Below are 20133 nucleotides of genomic sequence, written 5' to 3'. Positions count from 1 at the left end.
TCAAAATATATTAGGCATTCTTCTCAAAATAGAGATAGATATAAAGTGCCATTCCAAAATTAGAGCTGTTGGTAGAAACCAATTTATATCCATTTTTAGCATATTCGTTCAGCTTTTCTTGAATTCCGGCTTGTGAATCTTTTGCGATATGATTTTTGTCGAGGGTAAATTTTGAGTAGAAAATTAGCGTTTCGACTTTATATTCTTTCATAGTTTTTATTTTTTGATGAAGCGTGCTCTGTTATAGTGTTGTTCCAATTACCTGTTTCAAAGGCAGTTCCTACCACAACCATATCAGCACCGGCATGATATAATTTCGCTAGCTGATTTGCAGATGTAACTCCACCTCCTACGATTAATGGAATGCTGATTTCTTTTTTTACGGCCGTAATAATTTCTTCAGAAACGGTTTTTAGTGCTCCGCTACCGGCTTCCAAATAAATAAGCTGTTTCCCTTGAAACTGAGCCGCCAACGCCGTATCTACAATTAATTGAACATCGCTCTGAGCCATGGATGATGTTTCGCTTACACGTTCTATCGCACTTTGGTGACCTCCATCAATTAACAGATATCCCGTAGAAATAATCTCAATATTCATGGTTCTCAATGCTGAAACACTTTTAATGTGTTGATCGATTAGATAGACAGGATTTCTTCCGGAAACCAAGGATAAAAAAAGAATGGCATCTGCCTCTTTAGACAGTTGATGATGTGCTCCCGGAAAAAGAACAACGGGCAAGGTGGTTTTTTTCTTTATAGCTGAAACTGTGCGCTGAGTTTCAGCTGCAGTGCAACTGCTTCCGCCAATAAAAAAGTGTGTGGTTTCCTTAGGAAGCTGACTCAAAAAGTCGGAAGCTGCGCTATTCTCAAACTTTTCAGGATCGATTAAAATTGCTAAAAGGTGAGTTCCAGAAGTTCCGGCTTGTTGTATTTTTTTTAGGATAGCTCCCATTAGATTCTTTGATACTTGTCCACCGTCTTTTCATCTCTCACCTCACCGGTATGTTTAATAGAACTGGGTTCAAAGAGCATTAACCAGGTTTCTTCTTTAGCAACAGGTTTGTGTTCAACACCACGCGGCACGACGCACATTTCTCCCTGATTGAGCGTGATGTACTTATCTCTAAATTGAAGCCTAAGTGATCCTTTAACCACATAAAAAAGTTCGTCTTCATTCGCATGATCGTGCCATACAAATTCTCCTTCGACCTTGGCTAACTTAACATCCTGCCCGTTGAGCTGACCAATGATCTTAGGACTCCATTGGTCACTAAAAAGAGAAAACTTCTCTTCCAGATTTATTTTTTCAATGTTCATTAATCCCGTTTTTAGCAATAGGTAAAGCGTACACACAGGTAAAACCTTCAAATTCAAGAAATCCAATATCATAGCTGGATTCCGCTCCTTCATAGAATACATCAGCTGTAGTCTCTGCATCCTCAAAATTAAACTCTTTTACATCAATATGCTGTAAAAAGCTCAATCCTTTTTGACCGTATAATTTATAAATAGATTCTTTGGCTCCCCAAACAATGGTGAGCTTTCGTACGATAGCTTCAGTATTTGCCAGGGTGTAATACGACTCAAGGTTGGTAAACTTATTGGCAATACGCAAAATTTTATCCCGTTGCATTTCAATATCTATCCCAACATCTTGGTCGCTCACGATAATGCCCGTAAAATGATAGGAATGTGTTATTGAAATAAAATTATTATCGGTTAAATGAGGTTTGCCAAAATCATCGTAGTATAAGTCATGGTCCACGTAACCCGCGGCGGCCAATAAATGCCGAATGCTCATAAAACCTCGTTGGTGCAATTCACTTTTCATCGATGCCAAGCGATCCTGACAATGAGGAGTTAGTAGGATGTTTTCTGAAAGTTTTTCTAAGGATTCTTCTACCTTCCAAAGGTACATTGTGGTGCGCTGCGACAATGTTATTGTTTTGTAAAGAGGCATTTAAAGTGTAAGATTATGCGTAATTTTGCAGCCAATTGCTTAAAAATCAAAGATACTAAAATATGGATACCAAAACTGTGGCCTACGTGCCGTATAAAGTTAAAGATATTACACTCGCTGATTGGGGTAGAAAGGAAATTTCACTAGCTGAAGCTGAGATGCCCGGCTTAATGGCATTACGTGAAGAATATGGAGCAGAGCAGCCTTTAAAAGGAGCGCGTATCGCTGGGTGTCTGCACATGACCATTCAAACGGCTGTCCTTATTGAAACGCTGGTTGCACTGGGTGCTGATGTTACCTGGAGTTCATGTAATATTTTCTCCACGCAAGATCACGCTGCAGCAGCAATAGCAGCAGCAGGAATTCCCGTTTATGCCTGGAAAGGAATGAATGAACAGGAATTTGAGTGGTGTATTGAGCAAACATTATTCTTCGGCGAAGACCGCAAGCCATTAAACATGATTCTTGATGATGGTGGCGACTTAACCAATATGGTATTGGACAACTATCCAGAATTGGTAGATGGCATTAAAGGACTTAGTGAAGAAACGACTACCGGTGTACACAGACTTTATGAGCGTATGAAAAACGGCACTTTACCTATGCCGGCGATAAATGTAAATGACTCTGTAACCAAATCAAAGTTTGATAATAAGTATGGATGTCGTGAGAGTGCAGTAGATGCAATAAGACGTGCGACTGATTTGATGTTAGCCGGTAAACGCGTGGTGGTTTGTGGCTATGGTGATGTTGGTAAAGGTACTGCAGCTTCATTCAAAGGTGCCGGAGCTATCGTTACGGTGACAGAAATTGACCCTATTTGTGCGTTACAAGCAGCAATGGACGGTTTTGAAGTTAAACGTTTGGATACTGTGTTAAGCAACGCGGATATTGTGATCACTGCAACGGGGAATAAGGATATCCTAACCGGAAAGCATTTCAAGCAACTTAAAGACAAGACCATCGTATGCAATATTGGTCATTTTGATAATGAGATTGATATGGCCTGGTTAAACAGCACCTATGGAAATACCAAGGAGGAAATTAAACCACAGGTAGATAAATACACCATTGGAGACAATGAGGTGATTGTCCTTGCAGAAGGTCGTTTAGTGAATCTTGGCGTGGCGACAGGTCACCCCAGTTTCGTGATGAGTAATTCATTCACGAATCAAACCCTTGCGCAAATAGAATTGTGGAAAAACAGTGACAACTATGAAAATGAAGTCTACATGTTACCGAAACATCTTGACGAGAAAGTAGCTGCCTTACACTTAGAAAAGTTAGGTGTTGAATTAGAAGAGCTTTCAAAAGAGCAAGCCGATTATATTGGCGTTACGGTTGAAGGTCCTTTTAAACCCGAATATTACAGGTATTAAAATTTGAGAATCAGCCATTCCCCTCTTGACCGCGTGCCGCCTGAAGCTTTAGCGAAGGCGCAGATGGTAAGGGGTGTGTTTTCATGAATTTTTGAATTTAAAAATAAAGCTCCGATTTCAAGTTGAAATCGGAGCTTTTGCTTTGTTATGCTATTTTTACTCAGCCGAAGCTAATAAACACTCTTCATATTGAGCGACTCTGCCTTGTAAAATGGCCAAGTTATCTTCACGAGAAGCCATAGGATCTAGTTGAACCTCTTCACCATTAGGTAAATTCATTACGTAGAATCCATCTTGCATTTTTCCTAATTGAATCATTTCGCCGTCTGCTTTTATGGCGCTCCATGATTTTTCAGATGGGTTGTACACTAGGTCTACTTTATCACCGGCACGTTCGCCATCGATCACTTTGATCGCTAAACGATTTTTAGTTGCAGTCATTTCTAGTGTATTTCCTTCATGGACGATGTATTGCGTTTCTTTGTCTCCTTCGTTCATTGCGATAGGGTTAGTCCCGGTCCAAAACTCAATAAGATTGAATACAATCACATCTCCCATAAAAAACAATCCGTATACGGGAACAATATTCAATGCCCAAAATACCAGGTTATCTAGAAATTTGTTATCTGTTAAGCCATCATTCCAGTCTCTCAAGCTATTAAATGCACTAAATGATCCTAAACAGCTATTAAATAATAGTGTACTCGCCAATATGGCACTCATGGTTACTTTTTTCATTGTGTTGGATTTTAAAGTTTATACTAAGCTAGTGAAGCACTCTACAAAACAAATTGAAATTATGAGATCATTAAAGAAATTTTAAGAGCAATGGTTAAAATTTAGATTAGTAATCTGCTAAAAGAAACCATTTAGGCTAAAACAAGAAAAGCCTTTACCACAATCGTGATAAAAGGCTTTTTAAAATATCAAATCTTTACTACCTACGCCTCAAAAGGCTCAATAGACACGTATGATTTATCATTTTGTTTCTTAGTGAACTTTACCAGTCCATCTACTTGGGCGTGTAACGTATGGTCTTTCCCCATATATACATTCTCTCCCGGATTATGTCTAGTTCCTCGTTGGCGAACGATGATGTTACCTGCAGTTGCTGCCTGACCACCAAAAATCTTCACACCTAAGCGTTTCGATTCTGATTCTCTACCGTTTTTAGAACTACCTACACCTTTTTTATGAGCCATAGTTTTTAATTTATATCCCAGACTTGATCCGGGATCTGTTAAACTTTTATTCTTTATCAAACAAAACAGAAAAACTTATTCTTTGTAAGAAATTGTTTCAGGATCTGTTCAACATATTTTTAAAGCGATTATTTTTTACCGCCGTCTAATTTATCTTGTAACTCTTTAAGTTCATCCCACTTACCATCTGCTGCTAATTGAGCTTGCTCTGGCCAGGTATCTGTACTAATATGAGCCATTCTTGAACTCGCTGCTGTTAAAATTGCTTTTAACGCTTCGGGTTTCATGTTAGCAACTTTTTGAAAAGTATTTAATCCTGCATTTACCATCGCTTCAGCTGCTTTTGGTCCTGCACCTTCTAATTTTTTAAGATCGTCTACTTTTCCAGTTGATTTTTTTGTGGAAGCTTTAGGTGCTGTTTTCGTATTTTCCTCCTTAGGAGCTTCTGCCTTTGGCTTAGCTTCTGTTTTCTTTACTTCAGCTTTAGCACCGGTTGATTTTTCGGCTTTAGCCTTAGGCGCAGCTTTTTTGGCTCCACTGGCTTTAATGCTTTCAATCACGATTTCAGTAAGGTATTGACGATGGCCATTTTTCTTCTTATAGCCTTTTCTACGTTTTTTCTTAAAAACGATTACCTTATCTCCTTTTAAGTGTCTCACCACTTTTGCTGCCACTTGGGCACCATCTATAGCCGGGGCGCCAACAGTAACATCATCACCATTACCGATAAGAAGTACGTTGTCAAATTTGACGCTGTTTCCTTCTTCCTCGCCTAAACGATGAACGTATACTTTTTGGTCTTTTGCAACTTTAAATTGCTGCCCTGCTATCTCTACAATTGCGTACATAGCGTATAAATTTAATATAAAATAAACCCGCTTCTTTTTAAAGCGGGTGCAAATATACTTCTAAATCCTTAATCTACAAACGTTTTATGACACCTTATTTTTAGCTCTTTTTGTATTCCAACTATCTTTAAATAATTGCATAAAGGACAGGGTAAGCACTAATGAAGTGGCAAAACCCATTATAGCTACCACAAAAAGAACAATTCCAAGTCCTGTACTATAGCTGAGTTTAAATGAAGTTAACAGCTCCTCTACAAAATCTGGTTCTACACTAGAGGAGTACAGCCCAAAAAAGATCGTGAATAAAATCGTTGCCACAAAGCCGGTAATCACACCTACTCTAAATCCATCTGAATACTCAAACTTATCTCCTAAGTGCAGCTTGTAATATTTTATGGCCTCGTAAATTCCAAATCCAGAAATGACTCCGTTAAAAAGACTAAAAAAAGGATTGGTATGTAAACCAAAAAGGGCAAGAATTAAGAAATATCCTATAAGCGAACCAGTAATCGCTAAGGCAAAACGTATTGGAAGTGTAATATTTTTCATTAAATCGAAATTCGTAAAAATGTATCAAATCCTACCTTAATGCTATGTTAATTTAAGATTTTACTGCGACAACTATTAAAATAATGTTTAAGTACTGTAACAAACACCCGCAAATCCATACTTTTAGGGAAATTATAAAATATATAAAACACATGAAAAAAGTTGGCTTAACAGCTTTAGCGATTGGGTTTCTTACAGCGGTGAGTGCCCAACAGGTTAAATTTACAGAATTTGATCTGGATAATGGGATGCATGTCATCATGCATCAAGATAATACAGCGCCTGTAGTTACAGTAGGTGTGATGTATCACGTAGGTGCTAAAGATGAAGAAAAAGGAAGAACCGGTTTTGCTCACTTCTTTGAACACCTGTTGTTTGAAGGTACAGAGAACATTGAACGCGGAGAATGGTTTAATATTGTAGCTGATAATGGTGGGAGTAACAATGCAAATACTACACAAGACAGAACCTATTACTACGAAACATTTCCTTCTAATAGTTTAGAATTAGGACTATGGATGGAATCTGAGCGTCTGTTACATCCTGTTATTAATCAAATAGGGGTTGACACTCAAAATGAAGTGGTTAAAGAAGAAAAACGCTCACGTATCGATAATGCCCCTTACGGCAAAATTATATATGCAACGGGAATCAATAAGTACGTTTTTGACAAACATCCTTATAAAAATTCCGTGATTGGAACTATGGAAGATTTAGATGCTGCACAGTTAGATGAGTTTAAAGCGTTCTTTAAGAAATATTACTCTCCTAATAATGCAGTTTTAGTAGTTGCCGGTGATTTTGAGCCAGAGAGCACCAAGGAAATGATTAAAGATTATTTTGGTCCCATCCCTAAAGGTCCTGAAGTATTTAGGGTAGATATCAAGGAAGATCCAATCAAAGAAACCATTGTAGCTACTGAGTATGACAGCAATATTCAAATCCCTATCAAGGCATTTGTCTATCGAACACCTTCTATGAAGGATCGTGACGCGTATGTATTGGATATGGTTTCGGCTATTTTGACTGATGGTAAGAGTTCGCGTATGTATAAACGTATGGTAGATGAAGAAAAAATTGCGTTACAAGTTCTTGCATTTCCTCGTAGTCAGGAAGATTATGGAACATATATTATGGGAGCGCTTCCGCTAGGTGATACTCCGTTGGAAAAAATCGCTACGGTAATGGATGATGAGATCAACAAGTTGCAGACTCAGCTTATTTCTGAAAAAGAATACCAAAAACTTCAAAATAAATTTGAGAATAGATACGTAAACTCAAACAGCAGCGTACAAGGGATCGCCTCATCATTAGCCACGTATTATATGTTATATGGCGATGTAAACTTGATCAATAAAGAGATTGATATTTACAGAGGCATTACACGAGAGGATATTAAGCGTGTGGCCAACGAATATTTACAAAAGAATAAGCGTCTTGAATTGGATTATTTGCCTAAACAAGATGACCAACAATAAACTTCTATCAACACCTTTTGAACCTTTTGTAGGTGAGCAAGGAGTTTTTAGTCAAATTAAAACATTAAAAAAAGTATAGATGAAATTAAAGATATTAGTAGGTATTCTTATTGCCTTTGTTGCGGTAGGAAGCTATGCACAAATTGATCGATCACAACAGCCTAAGGCAGGCCCCGCACCAGAGATTAACCTGGGTTCTCCAGAGATGTATGAGCTCAAGAATGGTCTTAAGGTAATGGTGGTTGAAAATCATAAACTACCCCGAGTGCGTGTAAGTTTAGTGATTGATAATCCAGAACATAACGAAGGTCAAAAACAGGGAACAAAATCACTCCTTTCTGCCATGTTGGGAAAAGGAACTACGTCAATATCAAAAGAAGAATTTGATGAAGAGGTTGATTTCTTAGGAGCAAATATAGGTTTTGGAAGCGAAAGTGGTTTTGCGAGTTCTTTATCCAAGTATTTCCCGAGAGTGTTAGAGTTAATGGCAGATGCAGCCATCAATCCTTTATTTACTGAAGAAGAGTTTCAAAAAGAAAAGGACAAACTCATTGAAGGAATAAAATCAAACCAAAAAAACGTGGGTGCTACAGCGAGTCAGGTTGCAGGCAAATTAGTATACGGTAAAGAAGATCCCCGTGGGGAAATCACTACGATTGAGAGTGCAGAACGAGTTACGCTCAAAGATATTAAAACGATGTATGGTAATTACTTTGTGCCTAAAAATGCCTATTTAGTAGTTGTAGGTGATGTAAATCCTAAAGAAGTAAAGAAATTAACTAAAAAATACTTCAAGGATTGGGAGTTTGCTACTCCTCCTTCTGCTATGATACCGCAGGCAGATGACGTACAATACACTCAGGTGAATTTTATTGATATGCCCAATGCTGTTCAAAGCGAATTGCGTTTAGTCAATACAGTAGATCTAAAAATGAGTGATGCAGATTATTTCCCGGTGTTGGTGGCAAATCAAATTTTAGGCGGAAGCTTTGGCAGTTACCTCAACATGAATCTTCGTGAAGAACATGGTTACACTTATGGAGCGCGCTCTAGTGTGAGTACTAATCCACGCAGAAAATCACGTTTTACGGCTAGTGCCAGTGTGCGTAATGAAGTGACTGATAGTGCTGTGGTTGAAGCCCTAAATGAAATTCAACGTATTAGAACCGAAATGGTTAAGCCAGAAGATCTTAAAAGGGCAAAAAGCAAATTCGCAGGAGATTTTGTATTGCGTTTGGAACGTCCCGAAACTGTTGCAAACTATGCACTAAATGTTGAAACCAACAAGTTACCTTCAGATTTCTATACCAATTATCTTAAAAACATCAACGCTGTAACAGCCGAAGATGTTCAGCGGGTGGCTCAAAAATATTTTAAAACCAAGAACATGCGTATTGTTGTCGCAGGGAAAGGTAGCGAAGTTGCCGGTGGTCTAGAAAATATGATGTTTAATGACAAAAAGGTTCCTGTATTCTACTTTGATAAGGAAGGAAACAAAGTGGACAAACCAGAATTCTCTAAACCAATCCCAGCAGGAGTAACTGTACAAACGGTCTTTGAAAATTATATTAACGCCGTCGGCGGAAAAGAAGCTATTGATAAAGTTGAATCTGTGTATATGATTGGCGAAGGAGAAATCCAGGGAATGAAATTACAGCTGGAGTCTAAAGGGACAATGACAAAATCAATGACAGCTGTTAAGATGAACGGAAATGTAGCCTCTAAGCAAGTTTTTGATGGAGAAAAAGGATATATGGTTCAAATGGGGCAGACGATACCGTATAATGATGAACAAAATATGGACGCGAAGATGAGTGCAAATCCGTTCCCTGAGCTAAACGTGGGAGATGCTAAACTGGAAAAAGTAGTTGATCTGGACGGTGAGACGGTGTATGTTGTTTCTAGAGGAACAGAATCCAGTTTCTATAACGCAGACACCGGACTCAAAGTAGCCACCGAAAAAACACAAGAAGCGCAAGGCCAGGTAATCAAAGTCATGACTAAATACAGTGATTATAAAGCCGTTGACGGAGTAAAATTCCCGTTTACAATTTCACAGTCATTTGGTCCACAAAGTATTGATTTTGTGATTTCTGAAATTAAATTAAATAAAGAAGTAAGCGACGCTGATTTTAAATAGGCATTAGTCTCTTACATGATTTTAAAAGCTGTTTCTTAATTGGAACAGCTTTTTAGTTCAAAGGATTTTGATCTCGCTAGCGTGATATTTCTAATCACTTCAATCTGTCTAAACGAAGTTTTACTCCTGTTTTTCTTGTTGCTTATCTTTATTGTTATTCACCAAAAACACTCCAACTAGAATAACCAGAGCCGCTAAAAACTGCCAGGCGGTAAACTTTTCATTATCCAGTAATCCCCAACCTACAGAAACGATCGGCATGAGGTAGGTGACCGACGAAGAAAACACAGGATCGCTAATCTGCACCAGCTTATTAAACATCACCTTAGCCGCCGCCGTCCCAAATACAGCCAGTAACGCCAGATAACCCAATGAAATCTGTGTTTGTTCGCTGGATAAAAATGATCCATTAAAAAAATCAGTGTACCATAATATGGTTATTGCCGGAATGATTAGTGCAATAAAATTTCCCAGTGCAATGGACATGGCCGGGATATTCTGCATTTTGGCCTTAATGATATTCACGTTCGTAGCGTAAAACAGGGATGCTAGAATAGGCAACAATGCATACCAATAGTTTTGATCTGGATTTACATTTGCTCCTATAAGGATTAGTGCAATGGATCCACTAAGCCCAATCAAAACGCCAATAACTTGCTTTTTAATTAAGCTTCGGCTAAAGACAAAAAAACCAATAATTAGCGCTAAAAGCGGAACGCTACTGTTGAGTATTGAGGCGATTGCACTATCGATTTCAGTTTCCGCGTAAGCGAATAAAAAAGCCGGAAAAAACGTTCCTAAAAATCCTGAAAGTACGACCCATTTCCATTCATGCTTTTTAATTTTTTTGAGGCTATTGAATCCTACTACAAAAAGAACAGCAGCCGTCATTAAAATCCTTGAAGCTCCTAATTGCAATGGATTCAACCCTACAAGTGATTTTTTAATAAGGATGAAGGAGCTACCCCAGATGATGGAAAGTAAAATGAGATAGACCCATTTGAGTTGACTGTTTGGCATTTGGAACGATTAGAACCCAAAAGTCGTGTTTTGAAAATAGACGGGTACTAATTTTCTGTTATATTTCTTTTCCATTGCAGGCTCTCTACCAGATGCTTCATATCCCGTTTAAGATAATCTGCCGCCGGTAAAATACTATCGTAGTTGGGCGCAGTTTTAAAGTAGATCGCACCGGTTAAAAAATGATTGACACTATCAGTAACGTAAAACTGTGCTTGAGAAGCGGCATCACCTTTTATTTCATACACCGTACCGTACACCTTTTGAACTTCATTGATATAACTACTGCCTTCAATTTGGTCGGCTTTGGTGGTATGCTCCAACGGCATTCGCTGTGCATCGATTAATAGTCTGCGTAAATTATCTTTTACGGGACGGTAGGTTAAAAAAAGCGTTCCCTTTAAGTCAGGATATTCCAGATTAATCCAACAGGGTTGATTGCTTTTAGAAGGTTGTACTATGGATATTTTATTTTTTTCAAAGCGGTATGCGCAATCCACATCAACAGGTTCATAGATGGGATTAGGGTACGTCAGCGATAAATAACCCTTGGGCTTAGGTTGGTAATCATCATTACAGGAGACCAATACGAAAACACTAAGAATGAACCCGCTTAATTTATTCATCGATCAATTTTTACTTTAACCTGTTTAATCCTCTTTTTATCTAGAGCTTCAATAGTAAACGTATAGGGCTCTAATCGCAGTATTTCATTTTTTTTAGGGAAGCCTTTCGCCATTTCCAATAAGAAGCCGGCAATTGTTTCTGCATCACCCTTAGCCTCTTCAAAAATCTGTGGATTGTCTATCTTAAGTACCTTATAAAAATCTTTTAATTGAGTTTTTCCATCAAAGACATAGGTGTATTCATCAATCATAGAGAAAATTACATCCTCATCATCGTATTCATCGCTTATATCCCCAACAATCTCTTCTATGATATCTTCCATCGAGATGAGTCCGCTGGTGCCACCATATTCATCTACTACAATAGCTAAATGATTTTTTTTATTTTTAAAATCATTGAGGAGGTCATCCAGTTTTTTATTTTCGGGAACGAAGTAAGGGTCTCTTAGTAAAGATTTCCAATCGAACTTCTGTTTATTTAAATGGGGTAATAAGTCTTTTGCGTATAAAATCCCTTTGATTTGATCTACACTTTCTTCATATACTGGAATCCTAGAATATCCCCGTTCTGTGATTTGGTCGATCACCTCTTTATAGCTAAAATCTACATTGAGCGCAAAAATATCCATTCTGGGTTGCATGACTTGGCGTGTATCGGTATTTCCAAAAGAGACAATGCCTTTAAGGATTTTCTGCTCCTCACTTGTGGTATCTTCTTCATCAGTTAATTCTAGCGCATGGGATAAATGATCGATACTAAAATTAGATCGTTGTGTTCCCAGGCGCTCTTCAATACTTCCTGAAATAAGTCGCAAAGGTTTTGTGAAGACGTAAAAAAGTTTATCCAGTACAGTGAGTGGTAACGCCATCGTATGTGAAAAACTTAATTTATTTCTACTCGCATACACTTTAGGAAGAATTTCACCAAAAAGCAAAATAAGAAAGGTTACTACACCCACTTCCAAAAAAAAGCGGAGATCAATACCAAATAATGTAGTATTTAATTGAGCAAAAAAAGATTCACTCACTATGCTAAAAAGCAAAACGATAGCGATATTAATAAAATTATTAGCAACAAGAATCGTTGCGAGTAAGCGATTGGGATTTTCAAGAAGTTTAATAACCTGCTTGCGTTTTGTCCCCGGATCTTCTTCTAATAAATCAGATGAAGTCAAGGAGAAAAAAGCAACCTCTGCGCCCGAAATTAAGGCAGAACAAACTAATAATACTACTAATGTTAGAATGCTAAGCAAGTGATATGTGCTTGAGCTTGCAATGAGTAATAGATGTTCAGGATCAGGATCCAATGAGGGAAATATTAGTTAAACTGGATTAGAACGGCAGATCGTCATCCTCATCCTCATTTACCGATGGGACAGGTTGATTTTCTTGAACTTTTGCCTGGGGTTGTGCGACCGGCATTTGTTGATTTTGCGGAGATACGTTTTGATCCTCTTTTGGGGTTAAGAACGTAAAATCCCTGCAGTGAATCTCTGTAGAATAACGATCATTCCCGCTTTCATCTTGCCATTTTCTGGTTTTGATTCTTCCCTCTACATAAATCTTATCTCCTTTTTTAAGATATTTTTCGCAAATTTCTGCCGCTTTATTTCTTACTACTACATTATGCCATTCTGTATTGGACACGCGTTCTCCAGTGGACTTATTGACATATTCCTCATTGGTTGCCAAGGGGAATCTTCCTAAAGAACCACCACCTTCAAAGTAATGCATTTTTACGTCATCTCCCGTATGTCCAATAAGAATCACTTTATTAATTGTACCCGCCATAATCTTATTCTTAAATAGTCTACAAAGGTAGTAAAAAAGGATGAGTTACTTGCGCAAAGCGGTAAGCGCATAAACCAATGGTATTTTATCTCCAAACTTTGCAATACGCCACTTTCCCGGTTCAAATTCAACCATTCCTTTTAAGCAATTGTAGGGTGAATGATCATACTCTGCTAATTGATCTATCGTCATATTGTTTGCTTTAAGTGACGAAAAAACTTCAGCTAAGCTATGATTCCACGTCACGCTTTGTCCTTTTACTGTTTCGCTTTGATCAGTATAAGAACCTTCTTCAATCTCTATAATTTCTTTTCGATTAAAATAAGAATAGCTGATATGTTCAAAGCTATCATCAAACATCCAGATGAGTGGATGAAATTCTGCAAAAACAAGTTTGCCATTGGGCTTTAAGAAATGGCTGATTACCTTAGCCCAACGATCAAGATCTGGTAGCCATCCTATAACGCCATAACTTGTATAAATAATATCGAAAGATTCTGTCAAGTTTTCGGGTAATCTGTATATATCACTCTCTATAAATGTAGTATTTGTTTGAGCTTTTTCTGCTAGTTCTCTTGCTTTTTTGATGGCTTCATTAGAAAAATCAACGCCGGTAACATTGGCTCCCATTCGGCTTAATGAAATTGAATCCTGACCAAAATGGCATTGTAGATGAAGGATCGATTTTCCATTGATATCTCCTAATAGCTCTAGCTCAATAGGATTGAGCGAAGATTTACCTGCCAAAAAAGCGGGTACATCATAAAAACCTGAGATTACATGCGCAGCTGTACGCTGATTCCACAATGCTTTATTGATCTTTAGATAATCCATTACTCATCAATGGTTTTTGACGAGTCTGCTGTGAGCTTATTTAGCCCCTTCAATTCTGCACCAGTCAGATCCCGGTACTTCCCTACGGGCACATCCAGTTGGATATTCATGATTCGTATGCGTTTAAGCGACATTACCTCATACCCTAAATACTCACACATGCGTCTAATCTGCCTGTTGAGTCCCTGTGTCAATACTATTCTAAAAGTGTTCTTGTCGATTTGCTCTACCTCACACTTACGGGTCACGGTATCCAAAACAGGCACGCCATTAGCCATTTTCTCAATAAAATCTGGGGTTATATATTTGCTTACACTTACAATGTATTCTTTTTCATGATTATTGCGCGCGCGCAGAATTTTATTCACGATATCGCCATCATCAGTCAGTAGAATCAGACCTTCACTAGGTTTATCTAAACGACCAATAGGAAATATTCGTTTGGGGTAGTTGATATAGTCAATGATATTATCTTTTTCTACCCGTGTATCTGTAGTACAAACGATCCCGCGGGGTTTGTTAAATGCAATGTAAACAGGACGTTCTTTTTTTTCGATAATAAGTTCACCATCTACACGAACGACATCATCTTGAGTTACTTTTGTACCCATTTCGGGGACTTTTCCATTAATGGTAATACGACCCTGATCGATGAGTTTATCGGCGGCACGTCGCGAACAATAGCCTACCTCACTTAAATATTTATTGATCCTTACTTCTCGTTTATTAGCAGAGCTCATTACGATTTTCTATACACCACACTATTATTTTTGTGAAAAGAAGTGGGACGATCAGTTCCAATACCCGTTGCTAAAATCATGGTATTATCGTTTTCAATTTTAATCAAACAAGGTATTGTTCTTGTAACATTACTGCCACTGGTTTTAAAAATAAAATCTACTTTAAAAATCGGGCCCTCATTTAAAACAGCATAGGTTGTTGTATTGATTTTTTCAAGTGATTTATTGGATGAATTAAAGATGAGATTCCCATTACTTTGAAAAGAAATGGTTGGCATGTCTTCACTTTCATTAGATTGCCAGGTTCCAATTAACTCTTTATCATTTTGAGCAAATGAAATTATATTTACCATCAAACAAAGTACAGTCAATAAGGTTTTCATAGATAAGATTTTAGTCTGATTTTACCAGAGATATGATCACATTAGTCGTAATCACTCTGCAAAAATACATTAATAAATTTTTCAAGAAGAACGGGCACAGGATATTCTGTCAAACTGTTTATATGTATGCTTGATTTGATGAGCCTTTTTGTGCTCAATATCCAAAACTTTGCGTAAATATGTTGGTGTGATAATATATGTTTAATGGGTTTATTGTTATACAGTCTAATTTCAGGATCAAGATGATGGGTATGTTTTTGAAAATCTTCTGTCAGGATCAAATCTTCGGTAAAAACTTCTTGTTCTGTTTCAATTAAAGGAAACTCGTACAATCCCTGCCATATTCCCTTAGAAGTGCGTTGCTGTAGTAAGGTTCTATTCTCTTCGGAAAGAAACACTAAGTAATTAAAATGTCTTATCGTTATTTTTTGTTTTTTTAGTTTCACCGGGAGCTCTCCTACTTTATTTTCCGCGTAAGCGAAACAACTCGTTCTTAATGTACACTCATGACACAGCGGAAGCTTAGGGCTACAATGCATCGCACCAAACTCCATAATGGCCTGATTATAGGTTCCCGGCTGTTTAGGATCAATCAATTCCATCGCCAGCGATTTAAATGCTTTAATTCCTTCGCCACTGTTAATAGGTAGAACTATCCCAAAATATCGTGCCAATACACGGTAAACATTACCATCAACCACTGCTACAGGCTCATCATAACAGATCGATGCGATGGCGCTTGCGGTGTAATCTCCTATCCCTTTTAGTTTAAGCAATCCCTGGTAGTCGTTTGGAAAGACACCATTCATTTCAAACGCTACTTTTTTTGCGGTGCTATGAAGGTTTCTGGCTCTGGAATAATATCCCAATCCCTGCCACAATTTAAGTACGTCATCTTGTGGAGCATTAGCAAGATCAAAAATGGTAGGATATTCCCTGGTAAAGGTTAAATAATAAGGAAGCCCCTGTGCAATTCTTGTTTGCTGTAACATAATTTCACTAAGCCAAATACGATACGGGTCGTTAGTATTACGCCAGGGTAAATCTCTCTTGTTGGCTAAATACCATTTAATCAATGTTTTAGTAAAATTTTTATTCTTCATAGGCTTTAGGCAATATTAAAACTTTATCGCGTTAATATTTAAAGAGTTGGGCTTAGTTATTGGGGAATAAATTCTTATATTTGCCCGCTCAAAATTTATAAAATACGTAATAAAAAGATAGAAAATGACGAAAGCAGATTTAGTAGCTAAGATTTCAGAAAAGCTTGGATTAGAGAAGAATGATGTACAAGCGACGGTTGAATCTTTCATGGATGAAGTTAAAAATTCATTAGAAGGCGGTGATAACGTTTACCTAAGAGGTTTTGGAAGCTTTATCATCAAGAAGCGTGCTGAAAAAACAGGCCGTAACATCTCTAAGAATACGACAATAAAAATACCTGCCCACAATATTCCCGCCTTTAAACCTGCTAAAGTGTTTATCGAAGGAGTAAAGACTAAAGTAGATATAAAATAGTACTGCTTTGATAAGCACAAACAAATTATTAATTTAAACCTTATTATATGCCTAGCGGTAAAAAAAGAAAAAGACATAAGGTAGCTACCCATAAGCGTAAGAAACGCCGGAGAGCTAACCGTCACAAAAAGAAAAAGTAGTGTAATACTACTTTTTTAGTTTAAAAACGTTCATTGAAAAGATAAGAATTCTTTCAAAAATGAAGGAATTTTTTGACAGGCAAACCCTGTGAAATTTTGTTTAATCCATCCTGATGATATCATCAGGAGTAAATCCATGAAGTGTGAACAAGGAATTAATTATTCGATCTAGTTCGACTGCTGTTGATTTTGCTTTATTAAAAGATGGAAAACTCATAGAATTACATAAGGAAGAAAACGACAATAAATTTGTAGTAGGCGATATTTACTTAGCTAAAATTCGCAAAGTACTACCGGGACTTAATGCATCCTTTGTTAATGTAGGTTATGAAAAAGATGGCTTCTTACATTACCATGATTTAGGACCCCAGATTTCTACCTTATTAAAATTCGTAAAACGTGTAAGCACAGGTAAATTAAGAGACTATTCATTAAAGGATTTTCCATTTGAAAAAGATATAGATAAAAATGGAAGTATCGCTAACGTCCTTAAATCCAATCAATCTACATTGGTTCAAATTGTAAAAGAACCTATTTCAACAAAAGGTCCTCGCTTAAGCAGTGAGCTTTCATTTGCGGGACGCTATGTAGTGTTGGTTCCATTTTCTGATCGTATATCAGTTTCTCAAAAAATTGATAGTAAAGAAGAAAAGGAGCGATTAAAACGACTAGTAAAAAGTATTAGACCTAAAGGCTTTGGTGTAATCATTAGAACCGTAGCCGATGGTAAAAGTGTAGCTGATCTGGATCAGGATATTCAAAACCTCATTCAACGGTGGGAAACGATGTGTAAAAAGCTGTATAAAGCCCCACATCCTACCCGAGTATTGAGCGAATTGAATAAAGCGTCCTCTATGTTACGGGACATTTTTAATGATAGCTTTTCATCTGTAATTGTAGATGATGAGACGCTTCATTCGCAGATTAAAGACTATGTGAGTGAAATTGCTCCAGCTAAGGAGTCTATTGTAAAATTGCATGATGCTAAGATGCCCATTTTTGAAAAATATGGCATTGAGCGCCAGATTAAAAGTACATTTGGCCGTACGGTATCGATGAGCAAGGGAGCTTATCTAGTTATTGAGCATACCGAAGCTATGCATGTCATTGATGTGAATAGCGGTAACCGTAGTAACAAAGCTAAAACGCAAGAAGATACTGCACTGGAGGTCAATATGATCAGTGCAACAGAAATTGCGCGCCAGCTTAGATTGCGGGATATGGGTGGAATTATTGTAGTCGATTTTATCGACATGGGAAGGTCTGAAAACAGACGCGCCCTGTTTGATCATTTACGCAAAGAAATGAGCGATGATCCTGCAAAGCATAAGATTCTACCGCCCAGTAAGTTTGGTTTGATTCAAATTACGCGCCAGCGCGTACGACCTGAGCGATCCATCAAGACGAGAGAAGAAGATCCTAATCAAAATGGAGAAGTAGAAGCTCCAATTATTATTATTGATAAGATCAAATCTGATCTTCAAAAACTAATTAAAAAAGGAGATAATAAGATTATGCTAAGTGCACATCCTTTTATCGCCGCATTTTTGACTAAAGGCATGCCATCGCCCCGGTCAAAATGGTTTTTAGAACACAAAAAGTGGGTTAAAGTCCAACCCAGAGATGCTTACACGTATCTTGAGTACCATTTTCATGATAAAGACGGCAACGTCATTGTCTAAATCAACCAAACCCTCATTTGTTAAAAATGGGGGTTTTTTTGTGGTTGAACATTTGGAGATTAAGCGGTATTTTAGCCTTAATGTCAACTAATTTTAATCGTTCCCTCACTGTTGCAGAGGCCACTCAAAGGCTCATGCAATATTGTGCCTATCAGGATCGCTGTCATAAAGAGGTGAAACAAAAAATGCGCGATTATGGATTGATTCCACAAGCGCAAGATCAAATTCTAGGTAAGCTCATCGAGGGAAACTATTTGAACGAAGAACGCTTTGCACGATCATTTGCCCGTGGAAAATTCAATATTAAACACTGGGGTAAAAACAGGATCGTATGCGAATTGAAGTTTAGAGAAATCTCTTCCTACAACATTAAAGCTGCCCTTACAGAAATAAGCGAACCAGTCTACCATGAAAAGCTTCACTGGTTAGCCGAAAAAAAACTCTCTACTATCAAAGAAAAAAATCTGTATAAAAAGAAAAAGAAACTTGCCGACTATTTGCTGTATCGTGGGTGGGAATCTCATCTGGTGTATGAAAAGATTAATGAATTGGTTGAATAGAGACGGGAATCAAGACCGGTGCGCTTCTAGAATTAAGAATCAAGACCGTTCCCAACGAGTTGGGAACTGTTAGAATCAAGACTGCTTTACGGTAGGATGTAAAAACTCCCCTCATTTGGAAGCCTGCACTGAGCTATGTCGAAGTGGTGGAGGCTTTTACTTCTTCACTCTCGCCAGTTCATTCCGCTCAATGGTATGATCTGGTCTGGTCCAACGGGGTTTTTCTCCTTTTGACTCATGCACAGAATCTGATGCCTCTACTGTTTTTGGCTGAGCTTTTTTGACGAATGGTTTTTGTGGATTGAGTCCTAAAAGTTTGAACATTTCCATATCCTCATTAACATCAGGGTTTGGGGTGGTCAACAGCTTATCCCCGGCAAAAATAGAGTTCGCACCTGCAAAAAAGCACATCGCTTGACCCTCTCTGGTCATTTGAGTACGCCCTGCACTTAATCTTACCTGAGTTTGAGGCATTACAATTCGGGTAGTAGCAACCATGCGTATCATTTCCCAAATAGAAATGGGTTCAATTTCCTCCATGGGCGTTCCCTCAACAGCCACTAAGGCATTGATCGGTACAGATTCAGGTTGTGGGTCTAAAGTAGATAATGCGACCAGCATCCCTGCGCGATCTTCTACTTTTTCACCCATACCAATGATTCCGCCACTACACACGGTTACATTCGTTTTACGCACGTTATCAATCGTATCCAGTCGATCCTGAAACGCCCTCGTAGAAATCACATCTTTATAGTAATCTTCACTCGTATCTAAATTATGGTTGTAGGCGTAAAGTCCGGCTTCTGCCAAACGTTGCGCCTGATTCTCTGTAATCATTCCCAGCGTACAACAGACCTCCATGTCTAATTTATTAATCGTACGCACCATTTCAAGCACCTGATCAAACTCTTCACCATCTTTCACATTCCTCCAGGCAGCACCCATACATACCCGTGAACTTCCGCTTGCTTTTGCACGTAAAGCCTGCGCTTTGACTTGATTGACGCTCATGAGATCATTTCCTTCAATATCAGTATGATAACGCGCTGCCTGTGGGCAGTATCCGCAATCTTCGGGACAACCCCCTGTTTTGATGGAGAGCAACGTAGAGACTTGAACGGTATTAGGATCGTGCGCCTCCCGATGCACTGTTGCAGCGCGATAGAGTAAATCCATCATTGGGGTGTGGTATATCTCTAAAATTTCTTCTTTGGTCCAGTTATGTCGAGTATGTTGCATGCTGCATTATTGTGGGCTTTCCCCAACTTGATTGGGGTCAGGC

At 38.1% G+C, this 20133-nt stretch carries 23 protein-coding genes; 6 read left to right on the top strand and 17 right to left on the bottom strand.

Going from position 1 to position 20133, the window contains the following annotated elements:
* Window positions 1-10 precede the first annotated feature (10 nt).
* From ABD000_RS08835 to ABD000_RS08820, 4 genes are read right to left on the bottom strand one after another with little or no spacing between them, the layout of a single operon-like run.
* The gene (locus ABD000_RS08835) at window positions 11-211 is read right to left on the bottom strand and encodes a DUF4177 domain-containing protein (RefSeq protein ID WP_343766150.1); all 201 of its coding nucleotides are present in this window, start codon (window positions 209-211) and stop codon (window positions 11-13) included.
* Complete coding sequence (locus ABD000_RS08830) at window positions 198-953, bottom strand: phosphoglycerol geranylgeranyltransferase (protein ID WP_343766147.1); 756 nt, start codon at window positions 951-953, stop codon at window positions 198-200. Before ABD000_RS08830 ends, ABD000_RS08835 begins: the two co-directional genes overlap by 14 nt.
* Complete coding sequence (locus tag ABD000_RS08825; RefSeq protein ID WP_343766144.1) at window positions 953-1318, bottom strand: cupin domain-containing protein; 366 nt, start codon at window positions 1316-1318, stop codon at window positions 953-955. Before ABD000_RS08825 ends, ABD000_RS08830 begins: the two co-directional genes overlap by 1 nt.
* Window positions 1308-1961, bottom strand: a complete 654-nt coding sequence (locus ABD000_RS08820; RefSeq protein WP_343766141.1) for a 4'-phosphopantetheinyl transferase family protein — start codon at window positions 1959-1961, stop codon at window positions 1308-1310. Before ABD000_RS08820 ends, ABD000_RS08825 begins: the two co-directional genes overlap by 11 nt.
* A gap of 62 nt (window positions 1962-2023) precedes the next feature.
* Here ABD000_RS08820 and ahcY point away from each other — a divergent pair, with 62 nt between their 5' ends.
* Window positions 2024-3340, top strand: a complete 1317-nt coding sequence (gene ahcY, locus ABD000_RS08815; protein WP_343766139.1) for an adenosylhomocysteinase — start codon at window positions 2024-2026, stop codon at window positions 3338-3340.
* Window positions 3341-3496: 156 nt separating this feature from the next.
* On the opposite strand, the gene ABD000_RS08810 is transcribed toward ahcY, so the two are convergent.
* The 4 genes from ABD000_RS08810 to ABD000_RS08795 all read right to left on the bottom strand — a co-directional run bounded on the left by ABD000_RS08810 (window position 3497) and on the right by ABD000_RS08795 (window position 5939).
* Window positions 3497-4078: a DUF3332 domain-containing protein gene (locus ABD000_RS08810; RefSeq protein WP_343766136.1), complete on the bottom strand. Its 582-nt coding sequence runs from the start codon at window positions 4076-4078 to the stop codon at window positions 3497-3499.
* Between the two features lie 203 nt (window positions 4079-4281).
* On the bottom strand, window positions 4282-4542 hold the full coding sequence (gene rpmA, locus ABD000_RS08805) for a 50S ribosomal protein L27 (protein ID WP_343766134.1): 261 nt from the start codon (window positions 4540-4542) through the stop codon (window positions 4282-4284).
* A 128-nt stretch (window positions 4543-4670) separates the two neighbouring features.
* Window positions 4671-5390 carry a 50S ribosomal protein L21 gene (gene rplU / locus ABD000_RS08800; protein ID WP_343766131.1) on the bottom strand — a complete coding sequence of 240 codons (720 nt, stop codon included), beginning with the start codon at window positions 5388-5390 and terminating at the stop codon, window positions 4671-4673.
* A gap of 84 nt (window positions 5391-5474) precedes the next feature.
* Window positions 5475-5939 (bottom strand): DUF4199 domain-containing protein, encoded by a 465-nt coding sequence (locus tag ABD000_RS08795; protein WP_343766129.1) that lies wholly within the window; start codon window positions 5937-5939, stop codon window positions 5475-5477.
* Between the two features lie 152 nt (window positions 5940-6091).
* Here ABD000_RS08795 and ABD000_RS08790 point away from each other — a divergent pair, with 152 nt between their 5' ends.
* Both ABD000_RS08790 and ABD000_RS08785 read left to right on the top strand, forming a co-directional pair.
* Window positions 6092-7417 carry a M16 family metallopeptidase gene (locus ABD000_RS08790; protein ID WP_343766127.1) on the top strand — a complete coding sequence of 442 codons (1326 nt, stop codon included), beginning with the start codon at window positions 6092-6094 and terminating at the stop codon, window positions 7415-7417.
* 79 nt (window positions 7418-7496) lie between these two features.
* Entirely contained in the window at window positions 7497-9557 is a 2061-nt protein-coding gene (locus ABD000_RS08785) for a M16 family metallopeptidase (RefSeq protein ID WP_343766125.1), read from the top strand.
* 120 nt (window positions 9558-9677) lie between these two features.
* Here ABD000_RS08785 and ABD000_RS08780 read toward each other — a convergent pair whose 3' ends face one another.
* From ABD000_RS08780 to mutY, 8 genes are read right to left on the bottom strand one after another with little or no spacing between them, the layout of a single operon-like run.
* Window positions 9678-10577, bottom strand: a complete 900-nt coding sequence (locus ABD000_RS08780; protein ID WP_343766123.1) for a DMT family transporter — start codon at window positions 10575-10577, stop codon at window positions 9678-9680.
* Window positions 10578-10624: 47 nt separating this feature from the next.
* Window positions 10625-11203 (bottom strand): gliding motility lipoprotein GldD, encoded by a 579-nt coding sequence (gldD, locus tag ABD000_RS08775; protein ID WP_343766121.1) that lies wholly within the window; start codon window positions 11201-11203, stop codon window positions 10625-10627.
* A complete protein-coding gene (locus ABD000_RS08770) occupies window positions 11200-12510 on the bottom strand; it encodes a gliding motility-associated protein GldE (protein WP_425545357.1) in 1311 nt (436 codons plus the stop codon). The genes gldD and ABD000_RS08770 overlap by 4 nt, the downstream gene beginning before the upstream one ends.
* 25 nt (window positions 12511-12535) lie before the next feature.
* Window positions 12536-12994 carry a single-stranded DNA-binding protein gene (locus ABD000_RS08765; protein WP_343766117.1) on the bottom strand — a complete coding sequence of 153 codons (459 nt, stop codon included), beginning with the start codon at window positions 12992-12994 and terminating at the stop codon, window positions 12536-12538.
* Window positions 12995-13039: 45 nt separating this feature from the next.
* Window positions 13040-13828: a class I SAM-dependent methyltransferase gene (locus tag ABD000_RS08760; protein ID WP_343766115.1), complete on the bottom strand. Its 789-nt coding sequence runs from the start codon at window positions 13826-13828 to the stop codon at window positions 13040-13042.
* A complete protein-coding gene (gene rluF / locus ABD000_RS08755) occupies window positions 13828-14568 on the bottom strand; it encodes a 23S rRNA pseudouridine(2604) synthase RluF (protein ID WP_343766112.1) in 741 nt (246 codons plus the stop codon). Before rluF ends, ABD000_RS08760 begins: the two co-directional genes overlap by 1 nt.
* Window positions 14568-14951 carry a hypothetical protein gene (locus ABD000_RS08750; protein ID WP_343766110.1) on the bottom strand — a complete coding sequence of 128 codons (384 nt, stop codon included), beginning with the start codon at window positions 14949-14951 and terminating at the stop codon, window positions 14568-14570. The genes rluF and ABD000_RS08750 overlap by 1 nt, the downstream gene beginning before the upstream one ends.
* Before the next feature lie 41 nt (window positions 14952-14992).
* Window positions 14993-16054, bottom strand: coding sequence for an A/G-specific adenine glycosylase (gene mutY, locus ABD000_RS08745; protein WP_343766108.1), 1062 nt, complete (start codon window positions 16052-16054; stop codon window positions 14993-14995).
* 124 nt (window positions 16055-16178) lie between these two features.
* Here mutY and ABD000_RS08740 point away from each other — a divergent pair, with 124 nt between their 5' ends.
* The 3 genes from ABD000_RS08740 to ABD000_RS08730 all read left to right on the top strand — a co-directional run bounded on the left by ABD000_RS08740 (window position 16179) and on the right by ABD000_RS08730 (window position 18851).
* Window positions 16179-16469, top strand: a complete 291-nt coding sequence (locus ABD000_RS08740) for an HU family DNA-binding protein (RefSeq protein WP_343766106.1) — start codon at window positions 16179-16181, stop codon at window positions 16467-16469.
* Window positions 16470-16752: 283 nt separating this feature from the next.
* The gene (locus ABD000_RS08735) at window positions 16753-18291 is read left to right on the top strand and encodes an Rne/Rng family ribonuclease (protein WP_343766104.1); all 1539 of its coding nucleotides are present in this window, start codon (window positions 16753-16755) and stop codon (window positions 18289-18291) included.
* 80 nt (window positions 18292-18371) lie between these two features.
* Window positions 18372-18851, top strand: coding sequence for a regulatory protein RecX (locus ABD000_RS08730; RefSeq protein WP_343767299.1), 480 nt, complete (start codon window positions 18372-18374; stop codon window positions 18849-18851).
* A 156-nt stretch (window positions 18852-19007) separates the two neighbouring features.
* Here the strand turns inward: ABD000_RS08730 and bioB are convergent, their stop codons facing one another.
* Window positions 19008-20090 (bottom strand): biotin synthase BioB, encoded by a 1083-nt coding sequence (bioB, locus tag ABD000_RS08725; RefSeq protein ID WP_343766101.1) that lies wholly within the window; start codon window positions 20088-20090, stop codon window positions 19008-19010.
* Window positions 20091-20133: the final 43 nt, after the last annotated feature.

Origin of the sequence: Gangjinia marincola (assembly GCF_039523415.1) — a bacterium.
In the GTDB taxonomy this organism is placed as follows: domain Bacteria; phylum Bacteroidota; class Bacteroidia; order Flavobacteriales; family Flavobacteriaceae; genus Gangjinia; species Gangjinia marincola.
Note: the sequence above shows the minus strand (reverse complement) of the source record. Positions and strands in the feature narration are given on the sequence as shown.

Bases quoted from the DNA above. Each gene is read 5' to 3' on its own strand.
- rluF (WP_343766112.1), bottom strand. From the start codon at position 14,568: ATGAGCTCTGCTAATAAACGAGAAGTAAGGATCAATAAATATTTAAGT.
- ABD000_RS08835 (WP_343766150.1), bottom strand. From the start codon at position 211: ATGAAAGAATATAAAGTCGAAACGCTAATTTTCTACTCAAAATTTACC.
- ABD000_RS08740 (WP_343766106.1), top strand. From the start codon at position 16,179: ATGACGAAAGCAGATTTAGTAGCTAAGATTTCAGAAAAGCTTGGATTA.
- mutY (WP_343766108.1), bottom strand. From the start codon at position 16,054: ATGAAGAATAAAAATTTTACTAAAACATTGATTAAATGGTATTTAGCC.
- ABD000_RS08750 (WP_343766110.1), bottom strand. From the start codon at position 14,951: ATGAAAACCTTATTGACTGTACTTTGTTTGATGGTAAATATAATTTCA.
- ABD000_RS08785 (WP_343766125.1), top strand. From the start codon at position 7,497: ATGAAATTAAAGATATTAGTAGGTATTCTTATTGCCTTTGTTGCGGTA.
- ABD000_RS08825 (WP_343766144.1), bottom strand. From the start codon at position 1,318: ATGAACATTGAAAAAATAAATCTGGAAGAGAAGTTTTCTCTTTTTAGT.
- ABD000_RS08760 (WP_343766115.1), bottom strand. From the start codon at position 13,828: ATGGATTATCTAAAGATCAATAAAGCATTGTGGAATCAGCGTACAGCT.
- ABD000_RS08765 (WP_343766117.1), bottom strand. From the start codon at position 12,994: ATGGCGGGTACAATTAATAAAGTGATTCTTATTGGACATACGGGAGAT.
- ABD000_RS08830 (WP_343766147.1), bottom strand. From the start codon at position 953: ATGGGAGCTATCCTAAAAAAAATACAACAAGCCGGAACTTCTGGAACT.
- ABD000_RS08790 (WP_343766127.1), top strand. From the start codon at position 6,092: ATGAAAAAAGTTGGCTTAACAGCTTTAGCGATTGGGTTTCTTACAGCG.
- bioB (WP_343766101.1), bottom strand. From the start codon at position 20,090: ATGCAACATACTCGACATAACTGGACCAAAGAAGAAATTTTAGAGATA.
- ahcY (WP_343766139.1), top strand. From the start codon at position 2,024: ATGGATACCAAAACTGTGGCCTACGTGCCGTATAAAGTTAAAGATATT.
- ABD000_RS08780 (WP_343766123.1), bottom strand. From the start codon at position 10,577: ATGCCAAACAGTCAACTCAAATGGGTCTATCTCATTTTACTTTCCATC.
- rplU (WP_343766131.1), bottom strand. From the start codon at position 5,390: ATGTACGCAATTGTAGAGATAGCAGGGCAGCAATTTAAAGTTGCAAAA.
- gldD (WP_343766121.1), bottom strand. From the start codon at position 11,203: ATGAATAAATTAAGCGGGTTCATTCTTAGTGTTTTCGTATTGGTCTCC.
- ABD000_RS08795 (WP_343766129.1), bottom strand. From the start codon at position 5,939: ATGAAAAATATTACACTTCCAATACGTTTTGCCTTAGCGATTACTGGT.
- rpmA (WP_343766134.1), bottom strand. From the start codon at position 4,542: ATGGCTCATAAAAAAGGTGTAGGTAGTTCTAAAAACGGTAGAGAATCA.
- ABD000_RS08730 (WP_343767299.1), top strand. From the start codon at position 18,372: ATGTCAACTAATTTTAATCGTTCCCTCACTGTTGCAGAGGCCACTCAA.
- ABD000_RS08810 (WP_343766136.1), bottom strand. From the start codon at position 4,078: ATGAAAAAAGTAACCATGAGTGCCATATTGGCGAGTACACTATTATTT.
- ABD000_RS08820 (WP_343766141.1), bottom strand. From the start codon at position 1,961: ATGCCTCTTTACAAAACAATAACATTGTCGCAGCGCACCACAATGTAC.